The sequence below is a fragment of the Actinomadura vinacea genome (genome assembly GCF_039532545.1).
Lineage (GTDB): Bacteria > Actinomycetota > Actinomycetes > Streptosporangiales > Streptosporangiaceae > Spirillospora > Spirillospora vinacea.
Genome location: NZ_BAAARW010000011.1, coordinates 234,148 through 249,507, shown reverse-complemented (window position 1 = coordinate 249,507; position 15,360 = coordinate 234,148). Strand labels below are relative to the sequence as shown.

12 protein-coding genes are annotated in these 15,360 nt (G+C 72.7%); 5 read left to right on the top strand and 7 right to left on the bottom strand.

Annotation, left to right across the window (positions count from 1 at the left end; translation table 11 throughout):
• Nucleotides 1-96 precede the first annotated feature (96 nt).
• Complete coding sequence (locus ABD340_RS12835; RefSeq protein WP_344589081.1) at nucleotides 97-2,934, top strand: ABC transporter substrate-binding protein; 2,838 nt, start codon at nucleotides 97-99, stop codon at nucleotides 2,932-2,934.
• Nucleotides 2,935-3,008: 74 nt separating this feature from the next.
• Here ABD340_RS12835 and ABD340_RS12830 read toward each other — a convergent pair whose 3' ends face one another.
• Nucleotides 3,009-4,391 (bottom strand): sensor histidine kinase, encoded by a 1,383-nt coding sequence (locus ABD340_RS12830; protein ID WP_344589080.1) that lies wholly within the window; start codon nucleotides 4,389-4,391, stop codon nucleotides 3,009-3,011.
• Nucleotides 4,388-5,041 carry a response regulator transcription factor gene (locus ABD340_RS12825; RefSeq protein ID WP_344589079.1) on the bottom strand — a complete coding sequence of 218 codons (654 nt, stop codon included), beginning with the start codon at nucleotides 5,039-5,041 and terminating at the stop codon, nucleotides 4,388-4,390. Before ABD340_RS12825 ends, ABD340_RS12830 begins: the two co-directional genes overlap by 4 nt.
• Before the next feature lie 263 nt (nucleotides 5,042-5,304).
• On the opposite strand from ABD340_RS12825, the gene ABD340_RS12820 reads away from it, so the two are divergent.
• Nucleotides 5,305-5,481, top strand: coding sequence for a hypothetical protein (locus tag ABD340_RS12820; protein WP_344589078.1), 177 nt, complete (start codon nucleotides 5,305-5,307; stop codon nucleotides 5,479-5,481).
• A gap of 96 nt (nucleotides 5,482-5,577) precedes the next feature.
• On the opposite strand, the gene ABD340_RS12815 is transcribed toward ABD340_RS12820, so the two are convergent.
• From ABD340_RS12815 to ABD340_RS12805, 3 genes are read right to left on the bottom strand one after another with little or no spacing between them, the layout of a single operon-like run.
• Nucleotides 5,578-6,387 (bottom strand): inositol monophosphatase family protein, encoded by an 810-nt coding sequence (locus tag ABD340_RS12815; RefSeq protein WP_344589077.1) that lies wholly within the window; start codon nucleotides 6,385-6,387, stop codon nucleotides 5,578-5,580.
• A 43-nt stretch (nucleotides 6,388-6,430) separates the two neighbouring features.
• Nucleotides 6,431-7,351 (bottom strand): ferrochelatase, encoded by a 921-nt coding sequence (locus ABD340_RS12810; RefSeq protein WP_344589076.1) that lies wholly within the window; start codon nucleotides 7,349-7,351, stop codon nucleotides 6,431-6,433.
• Between the two features lie 47 nt (nucleotides 7,352-7,398).
• The gene (locus tag ABD340_RS12805) at nucleotides 7,399-8,535 is read right to left on the bottom strand and encodes a lytic transglycosylase domain-containing protein (RefSeq protein WP_344589075.1); all 1,137 of its coding nucleotides are present in this window, start codon (nucleotides 8,533-8,535) and stop codon (nucleotides 7,399-7,401) included.
• Nucleotides 8,536-8,620: 85 nt separating this feature from the next.
• Here ABD340_RS12805 and ABD340_RS12800 point away from each other — a divergent pair, with 85 nt between their 5' ends.
• The 3 genes from ABD340_RS12800 (at nucleotide 8,621) to sepH (ending at nucleotide 13,007) form a co-directional block, all read left to right on the top strand.
• Nucleotides 8,621-9,838 (top strand): MFS transporter, encoded by a 1,218-nt coding sequence (locus ABD340_RS12800; protein WP_344589074.1) that lies wholly within the window; start codon nucleotides 8,621-8,623, stop codon nucleotides 9,836-9,838.
• A 9-nt stretch (nucleotides 9,839-9,847) separates the two neighbouring features.
• Entirely contained in the window at nucleotides 9,848-11,158 is a 1,311-nt protein-coding gene (locus ABD340_RS12795) for a D-arabinono-1,4-lactone oxidase (RefSeq protein ID WP_344589072.1), read from the top strand.
• 391 nt (nucleotides 11,159-11,549) lie between these two features.
• A complete protein-coding gene (sepH, locus tag ABD340_RS12790) occupies nucleotides 11,550-13,007 on the top strand; it encodes a septation protein SepH (protein ID WP_344589071.1) in 1,458 nt (485 codons plus the stop codon).
• A 269-nt stretch (nucleotides 13,008-13,276) separates the two neighbouring features.
• Here the strand turns inward: sepH and ABD340_RS12785 are convergent, their stop codons facing one another.
• Both ABD340_RS12785 and ABD340_RS12780 read right to left on the bottom strand, forming a co-directional pair.
• Entirely contained in the window at nucleotides 13,277-14,695 is a 1,419-nt protein-coding gene (locus ABD340_RS12785; protein WP_344589070.1) for a PH domain-containing protein, read from the bottom strand.
• Entirely contained in the window at nucleotides 14,692-15,252 is a 561-nt protein-coding gene (locus ABD340_RS12780; RefSeq protein WP_344589069.1) for a PH domain-containing protein, read from the bottom strand. The genes ABD340_RS12785 and ABD340_RS12780 overlap by 4 nt, the downstream gene beginning before the upstream one ends.
• Nucleotides 15,253-15,360 lie beyond the last annotated feature (108 nt).

Sequence of the window (15,360 nt, the reverse complement as noted above, 5' to 3'; positions counted from 1 at the left end):
CGGGTCACCGCTAATCTTCCTCTGACCGATCTTCCTCTCGACGCCCTTCCCGCGACGCCTCGCACGCGTCCCCGCCCGGCCCCCCCGAGGAGAGCGATGCCCGAGATCGCCCCGCTGCGCCCGGGTGATCCCGACCGGCTGGGGCCGTACCGGCTGGTGGGCCTGCTCGGTGAGGGCGGCCAGGGCTCGGTCTTCCTCGGCGAGGAGTCACCCCAGGACGATCCGCCGGAGAGCGAGGACCGGCCGGACGCCGATGACGCCCCCGCGGAGGACGTGCGGCGCGTCGCGGTCAAGCTGCTGCACGCCCGGCTCAGCGGGGACGCGCGGGCACGCGCGCGGTTCGCCGCGGAACTGCGGGTGGCGCAGCGCGTGGCGGCCTTCTGCACCGCCCGCATCCTGGACTCCGACGTGGAGGGCGACCGGCCCTACATCGTCAGCGAGTACATCGAAGGGCCGTCGCTGTCGGAGGTGCTCACCGCCGAGGGGCCCCGTTCCGGCGCCGACCTGGACCGGCTGGCGATCGGCACGATGACCGCACTGGCCGCGATCCACCAGGCGGGCGTGGTGCACCGCGACTTCAAGCCCGCCAACGTGCTGCTGGCCCCGGACGGCCCGCGGGTGATCGACTTCGGCATCGCCCGCGCGCTGGACGCCACCGGCACGCTGTCCAGCGCCGCCGTGGGCACGCCCGCCTACATGGCCCCCGAGCAGATCTCCGGCGGGCCGATCGGGCCGCAGGCCGACATCTTCGCCTGGGGCGCCACGATGATCTACGCGGCGACGGGGCGGCCCGCGTTCGGCCAGGACTCCATCGCGGCGGTCATGCACCGCATCCTGAACTTCCCGCCCGATCTGGGGTCGCTGGCCGAGCCGCTCCGGGGGCTGGTGCAGTCGTGCCTCAGCAAGCAGGCGGCGCACCGGCCGTCGTCCCAGCAGGTCCTCATCCACCTGCTGAACCTGGCCGGCAGCCTTCCGCAGGCCGCCGCCGCGGGACAGGGCGGCGCCGACGCCGAGCCCGACGCGATCATCAATCACGGGGCCGAGGTCGTCTCGACCCACACCGGGATCAGGCTCGCCTCCGTCTCGGGAGCGGTCCCCACCGCACCGCCGCCGCCCGCGGTCCCTTCCCCGTCCCCGTCCCCGTCGCCCTTCCCGCAGCCGAACGCCTGGCCGCCCCCGCCCCCTTTCCAGCAACAGCAGCCGCAGCAGTGGGGCGGTCCTCCCGGCACGTGGCCGGGCGGCGCGCCGCGAACGGGGAACGGGCCCGGCACCCGCAAGAAGCCCGGCATCGGGGTCCTGGCCGGTGCCGGGAGCGCCGCGCTCGTCGCGCTCGTCCTGATCGGCACAACGATCGTCTTCCAGCTCCAGCGGGACGGCGACCGATCCGGCGGCCGGACGGGCGGGACGGGCCGGACGGGCGGCGAGGTCAGAATGGCGCTCAACACCGTCTCGGCCACCGACACGGGCCTGTCGCCGTCCAACGCCGGGTACGGCACCGAACGCCTCGTGGCCAAGCAGCTGTTCACCGGGCTGGTCGAGCCGTCCGCGAACGGCACCTTCCAGAACCGGCTCGCCGCCGGCATCACGCCGGACGCCACCTGTACGAGCTGGAAGATCCAGCTTCGCCCCAACACCACGTTCAGCAACGGGGAACCGGTCACACCCGAGTCGTTCATCCGGGGCTGGACACGCGCCGCCCAGGCCCAGGCCGGGCTCGCCTCGCTGCTGATCGGCGACATCCGCGGCTTCCAGGAGGCGTCGACCCGCAAGACCGGCACGATCTCCGGGCTGCGCTCGTACGGCCCGGGCTTCCAGGTCGACCTGAAGTCGCCCGACTGCGAGTTCCCGCAGAAGCTCGGCGACCCGATGCTGTTCCCCGTCCCCGGAAACGCCGGCGTGCCCGACAACGACTCCTACAACGACAAGCCCATCGGCAACGGGCCGTTCAAGGTCGACTCCTACGTCAAGGACCGGACCCTCACGCTGGTCCGCAACGACTCCTGGGCGTTCGGCAAGGCCAAGCTCGACCGGATCGTCATCGACCTCACCACGGAGTCGACGCAAAAGGCGCGGACCGGTTTCAGCGCCCGGCTGTACCAATGGGCGGCGCTCGACAGCACGAACATGGCGGGCGCGCGCGGCGACCAGGGCTTCGTGTCCCGGACGCTGTCCGGCCTGAACTATCTGGCCCCGATCACCACGCGCGGCCCGATGGCCTCCGACAAGGCCAGGCTCGCGGTGTCCTACGCGATCGACCGCAAGGCGCTGAGCACCACCCTGTACGGCGGCGCGTACCCGGCGGCGACCGGTATCGTCCCGCCGGCGATCCCCGGGTTCGGAGGGCGAGCCGGAACGTGCCCGTCGTGCGACAGGTACGACCCGGCGCGGGCCAGGACGCTCGCCCAGGAGGCGTCGCTGGGCCCCGGGACGAAGGTGCGGCTGTACACGCGGGAAGTCCCCAGCCAGCGACGCTGGGGCGACCTGATCCAGAGCCAGCTCACCAAGAACCTCGGCTGGCAGATCGAGCTGAAGACCACCACCGAACCCAGCTTCGGCAAGTTCGCCGGCATGGTCACCGCCAAGGACGCCTCGGGGCTGGCCGCGTTCGCGTGGCGGCCGGACTATCCGTCCGCCCACAACCTCATGCGCCCGCTGCTGGCGGGCGATCAACTCGCCACCGCCGACAACGGCCTCGTGAACTTCTCGGGATGGCGGAACGCCCAGTTCGACCAGCTGATCTCGGATGCCTCGAAGGCGCCCGACGCCAACACGCGCCTGACCAAGCTGCGGGACGCCGAGCGGGTCGCACTCGACCAGATGGCCCTGATCCCGCTGCTGTTCACCGGCTCCGCGGCGCTGCGCAGCGACAAGCTGGTGCGGCTCGAGATGGACTACGAGGGCGATCCCACGCTGGCCACCGCCGCCTTCAAGTGACAACCGCCGCGCCGGGGCCCTGAACCCCGTCCCCGAACGCCCCTCAGAGGCCGCCGGACGGCCGCGGAACGGCGTCAGGAGGCGGTGCCAGGGGGCGGGCCCAGTGGGAGCCGTACGGTCACCACAAGGCCGCCTCCGGCGCGTGGGGCCGCGTGCACGGATCCGCGGTGCGCCAGCACCACCGAGCGGACGATCGACAGCCCCAGCCCGGCGCCCTTGGCCGACTCGACCCGGTCGGAGTTCAGCCGCCGGAAGGGCTCGAACAGCCGGTCCACCTCGTAGGCGGGCACCACCGGCCCGGTGTTCTCGACCTGGACCGCGGGCAGCCCCTCCAGGATCCCGGTGCGGACCCACACCTCGCCGCCGTCGGCGTTGTGCTTGATCGCGTTGTCGACCAGGTTGGACACCAGGTGCTCCAGCAGCACCGGGTCGCCCAGCGTGGCGCCCCCGGTCAGCTCCTGGTGCACGGACACCTCGTGCTCGCGCTCGCCCGCGCGGCGGGCGGAGTTCTCCAGCACGGCGGCGGCGACGTCGGCCAGGTCGACCGGGTTGCGCGCGGTCAGCTCCCGCTCGCTGCGCGCCAGCAGCAGCAGGCCCTCGATCAGCCGCTCGTGCCGGGCGTTGGTGGCCAGCAGCGTGCGGCCGACCGTGCGCAGGTCGTCGGAGGCCTCCGGATCGCCCAGCGCCACCTCCAGCAGCGTCCGGTTGATCGCCAGCGGGGTGCGCAGCTCGTGCGAGGCGTTGGCGACGAAGCGGCGCTGGGAGTCGAAGGCCTGGCCGAGCCGTTCCAGCATCGCGTCGAAGGTGTCGGCCAGCTCCTTGATCTCGTCGTCCGGGCCCTCCAGCGCGATCCGCTCGTGCAGCGTGCTCTCCGACAGCCGGCGGGCCGTGGTGGTCACCCGCTGCAGCGGGCCGAGCGCGCGGTCGGCCACGAAGTAGCCGGCCACCAGCGCGATGATCCCGACCCCGGCCAGCGCCACCAGCGAGCGCCCGACCAGCTCGCGCATGGTGAGCTCCTTGAGGGCCTCGGGGTCGAGCGGGCCCTGGGGCGTGTAGATGATGTAGCCGTTCGGGAAGACCTTGTCGAGGATCTGCCCCACCAGCAGGTAGGTCACGAACAGCAGCAGCGCCCCGGCCATGAAGAACACCAGGCCGTACAGGACGGTGAGCCGCAGCCGCACGCTGACCCTGCTGGGCATCGCGGTGCGCAGGTCCGCGCGGAACGGCTGGCCGCCGAACAGGCCGCCCGCTCCGCCGCCCGCGTGGGGCCTCGTCACCGCCCCCGCAAGGGGCGCGGTCCCGGCAGGCGGCGCGGCCCCGGCGGGCGGCAGGGTGGCGCCTTCACCTTGCCCCGCGGCGGGGATCCCGCCGGCCGGCGCCGCGCCGGCCGGGACGGAACGGTCCGCCACCCCGGCGGCACCGGCGACGGGCTTGTCCGGCGCGGGATCGGAACTCACAGGCGGTACCCCACTCCCGGCACCGTCTCGATCACCGGCGGCTCGCCCAGCTTCTTGCGCAGCGTCATCATCGTGACCCGGACCACGTTCGTGAACGGGTCGATGTGCTCGTCCCATGCCTTCTCCAGCAGTTGCTCGGAGCTGACCACGGCGCCGTCGGCGCTCAGCAGCACCTCCAGCACCGCGAACTCCTTGCGGGTCAGCTCGATCGCGCGATCGTCGCGGGCCACCTCGCGGCGCGCCGGATCGAGGGTGATCCCCGAACGCTCCAGCACCGGCGGCAGCGGCGCGGAGGCGCGCCGGCCCAGCGCGCGCACCCGGGCGATCAGCTCGGCGAACGCGAACGGCTTGGCCAGGTAGTCGTCGGCGCCGATGGACAGGCCCTCCACCCGGTCGTCCAGCTCGCCCGCGGCTGTGAGCATGATGATCCGCGCCGGGTAGCGGTGCGCGACCAGCTGCTTGCAGACGTCGTCGCCGTGCACCCGGGGCAGGTCCCGGTCGAGCACGATCACGTCGTACTCGTTGACGCCCGCCCGCTCCAGCGCCCCGGCACCGTCGTAGGCCACGTCCACGGCCAGCGCCTCCCGGCGCAGGCCGGTGGCGATCGCGTCGGCGAGCACCCGCTCGTCCTCGACGACTAGAACACGCACCGTGTGCCCCTCATCGCATAACCCCTCACTCTCCAGGATCAGATATGCCATGGCGGCCGTAAGACGCTCGTAAGCCGTCCCCGTCCGCGTCGGCCGGACGCGTCGCGGTCGGCCGCCGTTCACTTTCCCGTCAGGTACCCAGTTCAGGACGGTCTCTCGGCGCACCGTGAATCCACCGCAAAATCACCGTCACGACACTTCCAGGAAACAGGTTTATCTTCAGCGTAGGTCTGGGTAGGGGGGTCTGACCCGGAAGGAGGCCCATGGGCGAGTTGTCACGCACGATCCAGCAGCGACTCGATGATGCTTACGAGTCGTTGCGCCACGCCCACGCCGACGGCGACATCCACCTGGCCGACATCCGCCAGGAGGAGATCAAGGAATTGCGCCGGATCGCAGCGAATCACGACATCGGCGTCGAAGCACCACGCTGCGACTAGAAACGCCAGATCAACGGGGCGGCCGCGACGGTCGCAGCGCCCGCCACGGTCGCCCCGCATGATCTTCCGGAGATCCCGAAGGCCCCGCCCCTGCCGTCAGCCCCGCGTGGGCTCCAGTGGCTTCAGGAGGGCGTGCAGGGCCTCGAACGTGCCCGGCCCGGCCGCGATGGTCAGTTCGGGCCCGGCGGGCGCACCGTCCAAGCCCTCGACCCGGCCGCCCGACTCCTGCACCACCAGCGCCCCGGCCGCGATGTCCCACGCCTGAACGCCGCGCTCGTAGTAGGCGTCGACCCGGCCGGCGGCCAGCGAGCACAGGTCCACGCAGCACGAACCGCCGCGCCGGATGTCCCGGACGTTCGGCAGCACCCCCGTCAGCACCCGGGCCTGGTGGGCGCGGCGCTCGGCCGCGTACCCGAACCCGGTGGCGACCAGCGCGCCGTTCAGCGGCACCTCGCCGTTGCAGCGCAGCTCGCGGGTTCCGGTAGAGGTGTGCAGCAGGGCGCCGCCGCCCCGTACGGCGGTGTAGGTCTCGCCGCGGCGCGGCATGTCGACGGCCCCGGCCACGGTGACGCCGTCGACCTCGGCGGCGATGCTGACCGCCCAGTCGGGCAGGTCGTAGAGGTAGTTGACGGTGCCGTCGATGGGGTCGATCACCCAGCGGACCTCGCTGGCGCCCGCGCGCGTGCCGCCCTCCTCGCCGAGGAAGCCGTCGTCGGGACGGGCGGCGCGGATCCGCTCGATGATCAGGCGTTCGGCGGCCTGGTCCATCTGGGTCACCACGTCGGTGGGGCTGGACTTGGTCTGCACCACGTCCGGCCCGTCGGCGGGACGCTTGTCGACCAGCATCCGCCCGGCCTCCCTGGCGGTGGCCACCGCCAGCTCCAGCAGGTCTTCCGGCAGGCTCATGTAAGGGTCCCCCAAAGTCGGACTGGTCGGGTCGAGCGGCGGTTCAGCGGTCGAGCAGCAGCTCGCGGGGCAGCGCCACGAAGCGCGGGTCGGTGTGGGGCGTCCCGACGCGGGCATAGGCCAGCCCCAGTTCCCGGGCACGCCGCGCGGCCTCCACGTCGAGGTCGTACTTGACCTCCATGTGGTCGGAGACGAAGCCGATCGGCACCACCGCGACGGCCGCCGCGCCCTCGGCGCGCACCTTCTCCAGGTGGTCGACGATGTCGGGCTCCAGCCAGGGCTGGGACGGGGGCCCGCTGCGGCTCTGGTACACCAGCGACCAGGGCACGCCGGGCGCGGCGCGTTCGGCGACCAGTTCGGCGACGCGCTCCAGCTCGGCGACGTAGTCGGGGCGGCCGGGCTGGAACAGCGGGACGCTGTGCGCGGTGAAGGCCAGCCGGCGGTCCCCGGTTTCCGGGAGGGCGTCCAGGGCCTTGCGCGCCGCGTCCACGAACGGGTCGACGAAACCGGGGCGCAGGCAGTACACCGGCAGCTTGTCGATCTCCGGGGCGTCCGGGACCTCCGCGCGCGCCCGCCGGATGTCCTCGACGTACTGGTCGCTGCACGAGTAGCCGCTGTAGGCGGAGGTCACGAACGCCGCCGCGCGCCGGACGCCGTCGGCCTTCATCCGCCGTACGGTATCGGCCAGGTACGGGTCCCAGTTGCGGTTGCCCCAGTACACCGGCAGGTCCAGGCCGTGCCGGGCGAAGTCGGCCTCGATGGCGGCCTTGAGCTCGCGGCACTGCCGGTTGATGGGGCTGACGCCGCCGAAGAGGTGGTAGTGCTCCCCCACCTTCTCGAGGCGTTCGCGCGGGACGTTGCGCCCCCGGGTCACGTTCTCCAGGAACGGGATGACGTCATCAGGCCCCTCGGGGCCGCCGAAGGACACCAGGAGCAACGCATCGTACGTGCTCGCTTGACTCATGCCTCCATCCAACCAGCAGCGCCGCGATGCCCCGGCCGCGGGTGGATCTACTGGTAGCGGTCGTCGTAGGCCTTGGCCAGGGCGAGGACCTTCTGCACGTACCAGTCGGCGTGGTTGTACTGGAAGACGGCGCGGTAGAGCTGCCGGCCCCCCTTGCCGGCCCCGTTCGCGCACAGGTAGCGGGCCGCCCCTGGGATCGCGTCGTAGGGGTTCATGATGTCGGCCTTGCCGTCGCCGTCACCGTCCACGCCGTAGGCCTTCCACGTCGCGGGCATGAACTGCATGGGGCCGAGGGCGCCGGCGCTGGAACGGCCCGGGTTGCGCCCGTGGTCGCTCTCCACTTGGCCGATGGCGGCCAGGACCGTCCATGAAAGGCCCGAGCACGTCCTGGCGGCCCTCTTGTAGAGGTCGAGGTAGCTGCCGTTGGCGGGCGACTGGTAACGCTGCTCCTGCAGGTTCACGACGTTGGCGCCCGGCCCGAGGATCTTCCGGACGGCCCCCACCGTGGTGGTGGGCGAGACCCCCGGCGCGTTGACCAGGACGGCGATGTTGGGCACCAGCCCCATCGACCGGCCCGTCTTCTGGTGGACGAGCATGTCGATGCCCGGCAGGCCCAGCGCGCCCGAGCCGCCCATCATCAGGTTGGGCATCGTGCGTCCCACCACCGGATACGGGAAGCCCTTGCTGAGCCGCAACTGGTCGGCGGCGGCCGTGGAGACGACGAACTGGTCGGAGGCCAGCGCGGCCCACAGGTCGTTGGCCTTGGCGGTGCCGGGCGGCGTCCAGGACCGGAACGTGGACGGGTCGACCGCGAAGGCGTTCACCGAGCGGCCCTGCAACTGGACGGCCCCGCCCGCGACGGCGATCACGTCCCGCACCCGGCCGAGCTTGGCGATGCGCTGGACCTGGGCCTGGCCGATCGGGCGGGCGCCGACCGCGAGCACGTCGGGCGGCACGACCCGCCGGAGGGGGGCGACCTGGGCGCCGTCGGCGACGTTGGTGACCGGGCCGCCGGGGAATCCGCTGGGACGGGGGACGCCGCGGGGGGCGGCGGCGCGCCGGTCGGCGTCGTCCCGGGCGGTGATGGCGGCGTACGCGCCCCCGCCGAGGTTGCCGGCGATCAGTACCGCGATCGTGAGCGCGGCGCGACGCGGGCCGGCCGGTGAAGGAGGAGCCACATCCATTCCCAACGAGTGTCGCTATGGAGGGTTACACGTCTTCGTGATTGTTTCGCCCCGGTAACGTGATCTTGGACGGAGGAGGGGGCGGATGGTCGGTCCGTACCGGGAGCTGCTGGCGGTGCCCGGCGCCCGGCTCTTCGTGACGGCCGGCTTCGTCGGCCGCATGTCGATGTCCATGGTCGGGCTCGGCGTCGTGCTGCTGGTGTCCGCGGTTACCGGATCGTACGGTATCGCCGGCGCGATAGCGGCGACCGTGTCCGTTTCGTACGCGGTGGGGTCACCGCTGAGCGCGCGCTTCGCCGACCGGTACGGGCAGCACCGGGTACTGGTGCCGCTGGTGGTGGCCAACGCGGCGGGCACGGCGGCGCTGATCCTGTGCGTCCAGCTGGACCTGCCGGTCTGGACGCTCTTCCCGGCGGCCGCGCTGGCCGGGCTGACCCAGGTGTCGCTGGGCGCCTGGGTGCGGGCCCGGTGGTCGTACGCCCTGCGGGAGCGGCCGGCGCGGCTGCACACCGCGTTCTCGTTCGAGACGGTGGTGGACGAGTCGATCTTCGTGCTGGGGCCGCTGATCGTGACGGCGCTGGCCATCGGGGTGCATCCGGCGGCCGGGCTCGGCGCCGCGGCCGCGTTCACGCTGACCGGCTGCCTGGCGCTGGCGGCGCAGCGCGGCACCGAGCCCCCGCCGCGGCCGCGCACGCCGGAGGGCGGCCGGGGCGGCGTGCTGGCCAACCCGGCGGTGCGGGTGATCACGCCCGTGTTCCTGCTGATGGGGATGGTCTTCGGCGGCATCGACGTCAGCGGGGTCGCGTTCGCCGAGGAGCAGGGGCGCAAGGGACTGGCCGGGGTGCTGCTGGGCTGCTACGCGCTGGGCAGCGGCACGGCCGCGCTCTGGTACGGGGCGCGGCACTGGCGCGGCTCCCTGGAGCGGCGGTTCGGTATCGGGCTGGCGCTGCTGGCGGTCGCGATGGCGCCGCCCGTCCTGGTCGGGGATCTGTACCTGATGATGGCCGTGGTCTTCTTCTCCGGGCTGGCGATCTCGCCCACGATCATCCCGGGGTTCGGGCTGGTCGAGCGGTTCGTGCCGGGGCACCAGCTCACCGAGGGGCTGGCGCTGGTGTCCACGTCGGTCGGGATCGGGGTGGCGGCCGGGGCGTCGACGGCGGGACGGGTCGTCGACGTGCACGGAGCGGAGACCGCGTTCCTGGTGCCGCTGCTGGCGGCGCTGGCCGCGGCGGCCCTTGGCCTGCCGGGGACACGGGCACTCGCGAAAAACATGAACTTTCCTCGCAATAGCCGCTCCGAGTAGAGTCCTCCCATGTCCCCCCGGAGTACACATTCATGGAACAACTGGGCGGGTAACCAGCGGGCCACGCCGCGGCGTGCGGCGACCCCGAGGACCACCGCGGAGGTGGCCGCCGCGATCCGCGCCGCCGCCACCGCCGGGCAGACCGTCCGGATGGTCGGCACCGGCCACTCCTTCACCGGCGCGGCCGTGGCCGACGGCGTGCTGCTGCGTCCCGGCGGGCTCACCGCGGTCCGCTCCGTCGACACCGGCAGCGGCCTGGTGACGGTCGAGGCAGGCCTCCCGCTGCACGCGCTCAACCGCACCCTGGACGAGCACGGGCTCGCCCTGGCCAACATGGGCGACATCCAGGAGCAGACCGTCGCGGGCGCCTTGCAGACCGCCACGCACGGCACCGGCCGCGACGCCGCCGGCCTGGTCTCACAGGTCACCGCGTTGGAGATGGTGCTCGCCGACGGCTCGGTGGTGACGTGCTCGCGGGAGGAGCGCCCCGACCTGTTCGACGCGGCGCGGGCGGGGCTGGGAGCGCTGGGCATCGTCACCGCCGTCACCTGGAAGGCGGTCCCCTCGTTCGTACTGCGGGCGCGCGAGGAGCCGATGCGCTGGGACGAAGTGCTCACGCGCCTGGACGAGTTCGACGACGCCAACGAGCACTTCGAGTTCTACTGGTTCCCCCACACCGAGGGCTGCCTGACCAAGCGCAACAACCGCGTCGAAGGCCCGCCGGAACCTCTCTCCAAGGTCAAATACTGGGTGGACGACCAACTGCTGTCCAACAAGGTGTTCGGCCTAGTCAACAGGGTCACGCACAGGGCGCCCACCACAACACCGTTCATCAACGGCATCTCGGCCAAGGCGCTAGGCGCGCGGACGTACAGCGACACCTCCTACAAGGTGTTCACGAGCCCGCGCACGGTGCGCTTCAAGGAGCAGGAGTACGCGATCCCGCGCGAACGACTCGTTCCCACGCTGCGGGACCTGCGCGCGCTCTTCGACAAGCGGGGCTGGCGCATCAGCTTCCCCATCGAGATCCGCCTACTGCCGGAAGAGGACGCCTGGCTGTCCATGGCACACGGGCGGCGCACCGCCTTCATCGCCGTCCACGTCTACCACCGCGACCCGCACAAGGAGTACTTCGAGGGCGTGGAGGAACTCATGACCGCGGCCGGAGGGCGTCCGCACTGGGGCAAACTCCACACCCGCGACGCCGCCTACCTGGAGACGGCCTACCCCCGCTTCGGCGACTTCCAGGCACTCCGGGACGAACTCGACCCCGACCGCCGCTTCGCCAACGCCTACACCCGCCAGGTCTTCGGCGACTGACCGAGCCGTTTCGATCACCGTCCCGGGCGTGTCCCGGGCCCGTGGGAGATGATGGCGGCGCCAAAGGACTGGACCGCGGGGCACAGTGTGGAAAAGGATCCACAAGAAACGCGTCGGTCGGCCCCGGCCGCTCCCCGTCCACGGCAAGCTTGGTCAGTGCCCTCTTCGACCTCGTGAGGAGGGCTTCTAGAGCAGCGATGTTCGGACATGCCGGGTACGGTGCTGGCAGCAGGTGTGTCCGAAAGAGAGACTCGGGAATCCGGGGGAAGGGCACGCATGCGCCCTCGGTGGGTACCGGACGACCTGTCGGCCCGCGTCCGCACACGGGCACGCGGCCGCGCGGGCGGTCCGGCACCCTCCGGTGCCGTCAGGAAGGGCAGGAAGGACACGCATGCAGGAGCTGCGCCTCGTCGCGGTCAGCGAGGACGGAACGTACCTCGTCCTGGCCACCGCGGGCCGAGGCACCCGGTTCACCCTGCCCGTCGACGATCGGCTGCGCGCAGCGGTCCGTGGGCACTTCTCCCGCCTCGGCCAGTTCGAGATCGAAGTGGAGAGTCCCTTGCGCCCCAAGGAGATCCAGGCTCGCATCCGGTCCGGTGAGACCGCGGAGGAGATCGCCGAATCGGCCGGCATCCCGGTCGAACGCATCCGCTGGTTCGAGGGTCCGGTCCTGCAGGAACGCGAGTACATGGCGCAGCAGGCGCAACGGGTCGCCGTGCGCCGCCCGGGCGAGTCCACGCCCGGGCCGCCGCTGGGCGAGACCGTGGAAGAACGCCTCGGCCGCGGCGGCGTCGACCTCGAAGAGGTCGAGTGGGACTCCTGGAAGTGCGAGGACAGCACCTGGCGGATCCGGCTGTCGTTCTTCGACAACGGCCGCCCGCACGCCGCCGAGTGGGTCTTCGACCCGCGCCGCCGGCACGTCTCCCCGCTGGACGAGGTCGCCGCCCGGCTGACCGCCGTCGAGTGGGAGGACGACGCGCTCGGCGACACCGTCACCCCGCTGGTCCCGCGGCGCCCGGCCATGAAGGTCGTCTCCGACCCCCGCGACTACGCCGCGCCGCCGCCGCCCGCCCGCGGCATCGGCTTCGAGCCCGAGCCCGCCCGCGTCGAGCGCCCCCGCATCGCCGAGCCGCCCGAGCGCCCGCGCCCGGCACCCGTCGAGCAGGACGAACCGCCCATGGTGTCCCGTCCCGCCGCCCGCCGCCTCCAGGAGGCCCCTCAGGAACCGGAGGCCCCGGAACCCCCGGCCGCCGCCGAGCCCGAACCAGAGCCCGTCCAGGAGGAGACGCCCGAGCCGGAACCCGTCCTGGAGGAGACGCCCCGACCGGAGGAGGAGCCGGCCGCCGCAGAGGCCCCGGCACCCGAGCCGGAAGCCGAACCCGAGGCCGTCCAGGAAGACCCGGAGCCCGAGCCCGTGGAGGAGCCGTCCGCCGAGGAGGAGGAGCCCACCGAAGCGGAGCCGCCTGCCGCTGCGGAGGAGGAGACCCCCGAACCGGCGGAGAGCGAGCCCGCTCAGCCCGCCGCCGCGGAGGAGGAGGCCGAGGAGGAGCCGCCCGCTCCGGAGAAGCCCGCGGCACAGGAGAAGCCGCAGCCGCCTCCCAAGCCGCAACGGCCCGCACACCGGGAGTCCACCCGTCCCCCGGCCAAGAAGAAGTCCACGGGACGCCCGTCCATGCCCACCGCACCGGTGGACAAGCCCGCCGCCCCGCCCGCCGCCGCGGCGGCCGCCGCCGGCGACGCCTCGGCGCCCCCGCAACGTCCCGCCCGCAACCGCCGCAAGGCCAAAGGCAAGCGCGCCTCCGTCCCGTCCTGGGACGAAATCATGTTCGGCGCCCGCCGCCCGGACTAACCACGAAGGGCAGCCCCACCCGCCAGGCTGTGACCCGCCGGGCGTGTGGGGTGGAACCCGACCGGGGCGCGGGGTTGTCGAACATGCCACGAAGAGGTCGCCCTCGTAGGGGGCAAGGGGCGAAGCCCCAACGGGGGTGTGGGGGCGGAGCCCCTGCCGGGGGGCGTGGGGGGCTGGTCCCCACCGGGGTGGGGGGACCTGTAGCGAGCCGCTAGGCGAGTGGAAGGGCACGCCCGCCCCGCCTGGGGGGCTGGGGGGTGGCCCCCAGATCAACGCTGAAAGGGCTGTACCCAGGCGGGGGTGATCTCTGCGGCCAGGTCGACCGCGTCTTCTTCGGCGATGTCGATGGCCGGGTAGCCGCCCTCGCCCGCGCCTACGGCGACGTACAGGGTGGCCAGGCCGAGGCGGCGTTGGAAGAGGGTGCGGCGGAGTCGCCAGCCGATGATCGCGTCGTGGTCGACGACGACCTGGCGGCGGCGGAGTGATCCGGAGCGGAGTGTCAGGTGTGCCGTGTCGGTGGCGTGTCCGAGTTGCCGGTAGCGGTCGAGACCGAGGGGTACCGCCAGCACGGCGGCGGCGAGGCATGCGTAGGTCACCCAGGCGTGTCCGGTGGCCAGTGCCAGTGCGGCGATGCCGAGCGGGGGTGTGACGGCCCGTAGGATGCGGCGTCCGCGAGCCGCTCGGGGGTGCGGGGCCAAGGGCGCGGGCATGGGGCCGAGGACCTGGGCCACCAGTTGTTCGGCGACCGGGCGGGGCGCGGCGGGGAACAGCCTGCCTCGTTGTACGGCGTCGCCGAGGCCGGTGACGAGGGCGTCCAGCCGGACGACCTTGGCGAGCCGCTCGAACGGGTTGTCGGACAGTTCCACGCCTCGGATGCGGCGGCGTTCCAGCGAGACGCTGCGGCGGGTGACGAGTCCGCGTTCGGCCACCACCGAGCCGTCGCGGGCGTACACCCGGAAGTCCCAGTTGAACGCGGCGAAGGCGAGCATCGACATCACCGGCATCGCCAGCAGCAGGAGCACGGCGAGCGCGATGACGACCGAGGTGGGCAGGCCGACCAGTTCGTGGCCGAGGTCGGACAGCCGGTCCTGGGTGATCAGCCCGAGGTCGTCGCCGAGGTTGTAGAGGGTGCCCAGGAGGCTGCCGGCCAGTGCGAACGGGGTGAGCAGGTAGGCGCCGCTAAGCGGGGCGAACACGAACCAGCGGGGCGGGGTGCGGGCCAGTTCGCGGCGCGGCTCGTCATCGGCTCCGGCCCGGCCGAGCAGGAGGTTGCGCAGGTGCTCGGCCTCCTGCCGGGACACCGCGTTGAGTTCGCCCTCGCCGCCGTCGGAGCCGGCGTCGATGTGGACGATCGCCAGGCGCAGCGCCCGGTGCGGGAGTCCGGCGCTGATGTCGACGCCGCGGATCCGTTCGAGCGGGATCGTCTTGACCGACCGGCCGATCAGGGACCGGCGCAGCTCGATCCGGTCGTCGTGCAGCGAGTAGGTGAAGGTCGCCCAGTTGACCAGGTGCAGGACGAACCCGAAGGCGAGCCCGATGAGCGTGAAGTAGAACGCCGTGGACAGGCCGCCCACCGCGAGCCCGGTCGCACCCGCGGCCAGCAGCGCCAGCAGTTCCCGGGTGGCGCCGACGACGAAGGTCAGCGGGTGCAGGCGGGAGGTCCGGGTCGCGGCGGCGGGCGCGCTCACGTGGCGTCGTCGCGGAGGTCGTGCGCCCGGTGGGCCAGGTCCTCGGCCAGCCGGACGGCGGTGGCCGCCGGCAGCCCGGAGACCTCGGACGATCCGGTGTGGGAGGCGGTGTTGACCTCGATCGTGGCCAGGCCGAGCAGGCGTTCGATCCATCCTTGCCGGGTGTCGACGGTCTGGATGCGGCTCACCGGCACCAGCAGCCACTCGCGGCTGAACCAGCCGGTGCGGGTGTAGACGACATCGGCGCTGACCTCCCAGCGATGCACCCGGAACCGCCAGACCGGGGCGACGAACACCATGATCAGCCCCGCCGCGCCGGTCAGCACGGGCAGCCACCAGATGCCGTCCAGCAGCCAGCGCGGGACGCCGGTCCAGTCGGCGTCGTCGGTCCAGGCGGCCACGCCCCAGGCCAGCCCGAACGCCACGCCCCACAGGAGGAGCGCCTCGATCGCCCAGTGTGCGATGGCGCGCGGCGAGACCTGGTGGGCGGGCGGCCGCAACCGCGGCGGGTGCGGTCCTCCGCCGTCGGGTTGGTGGGTGGGCCGCACCGCCGTCACGGTGATGAGTTTAGAACCCCCAGGCCACCGTCCCGGCCTCTCGCGGCGGTGCGGGTCCCGCCGCGGAGGGTGGAATGCCGCCTGCCCGCCTCCGGTTCCAGCTGGTAT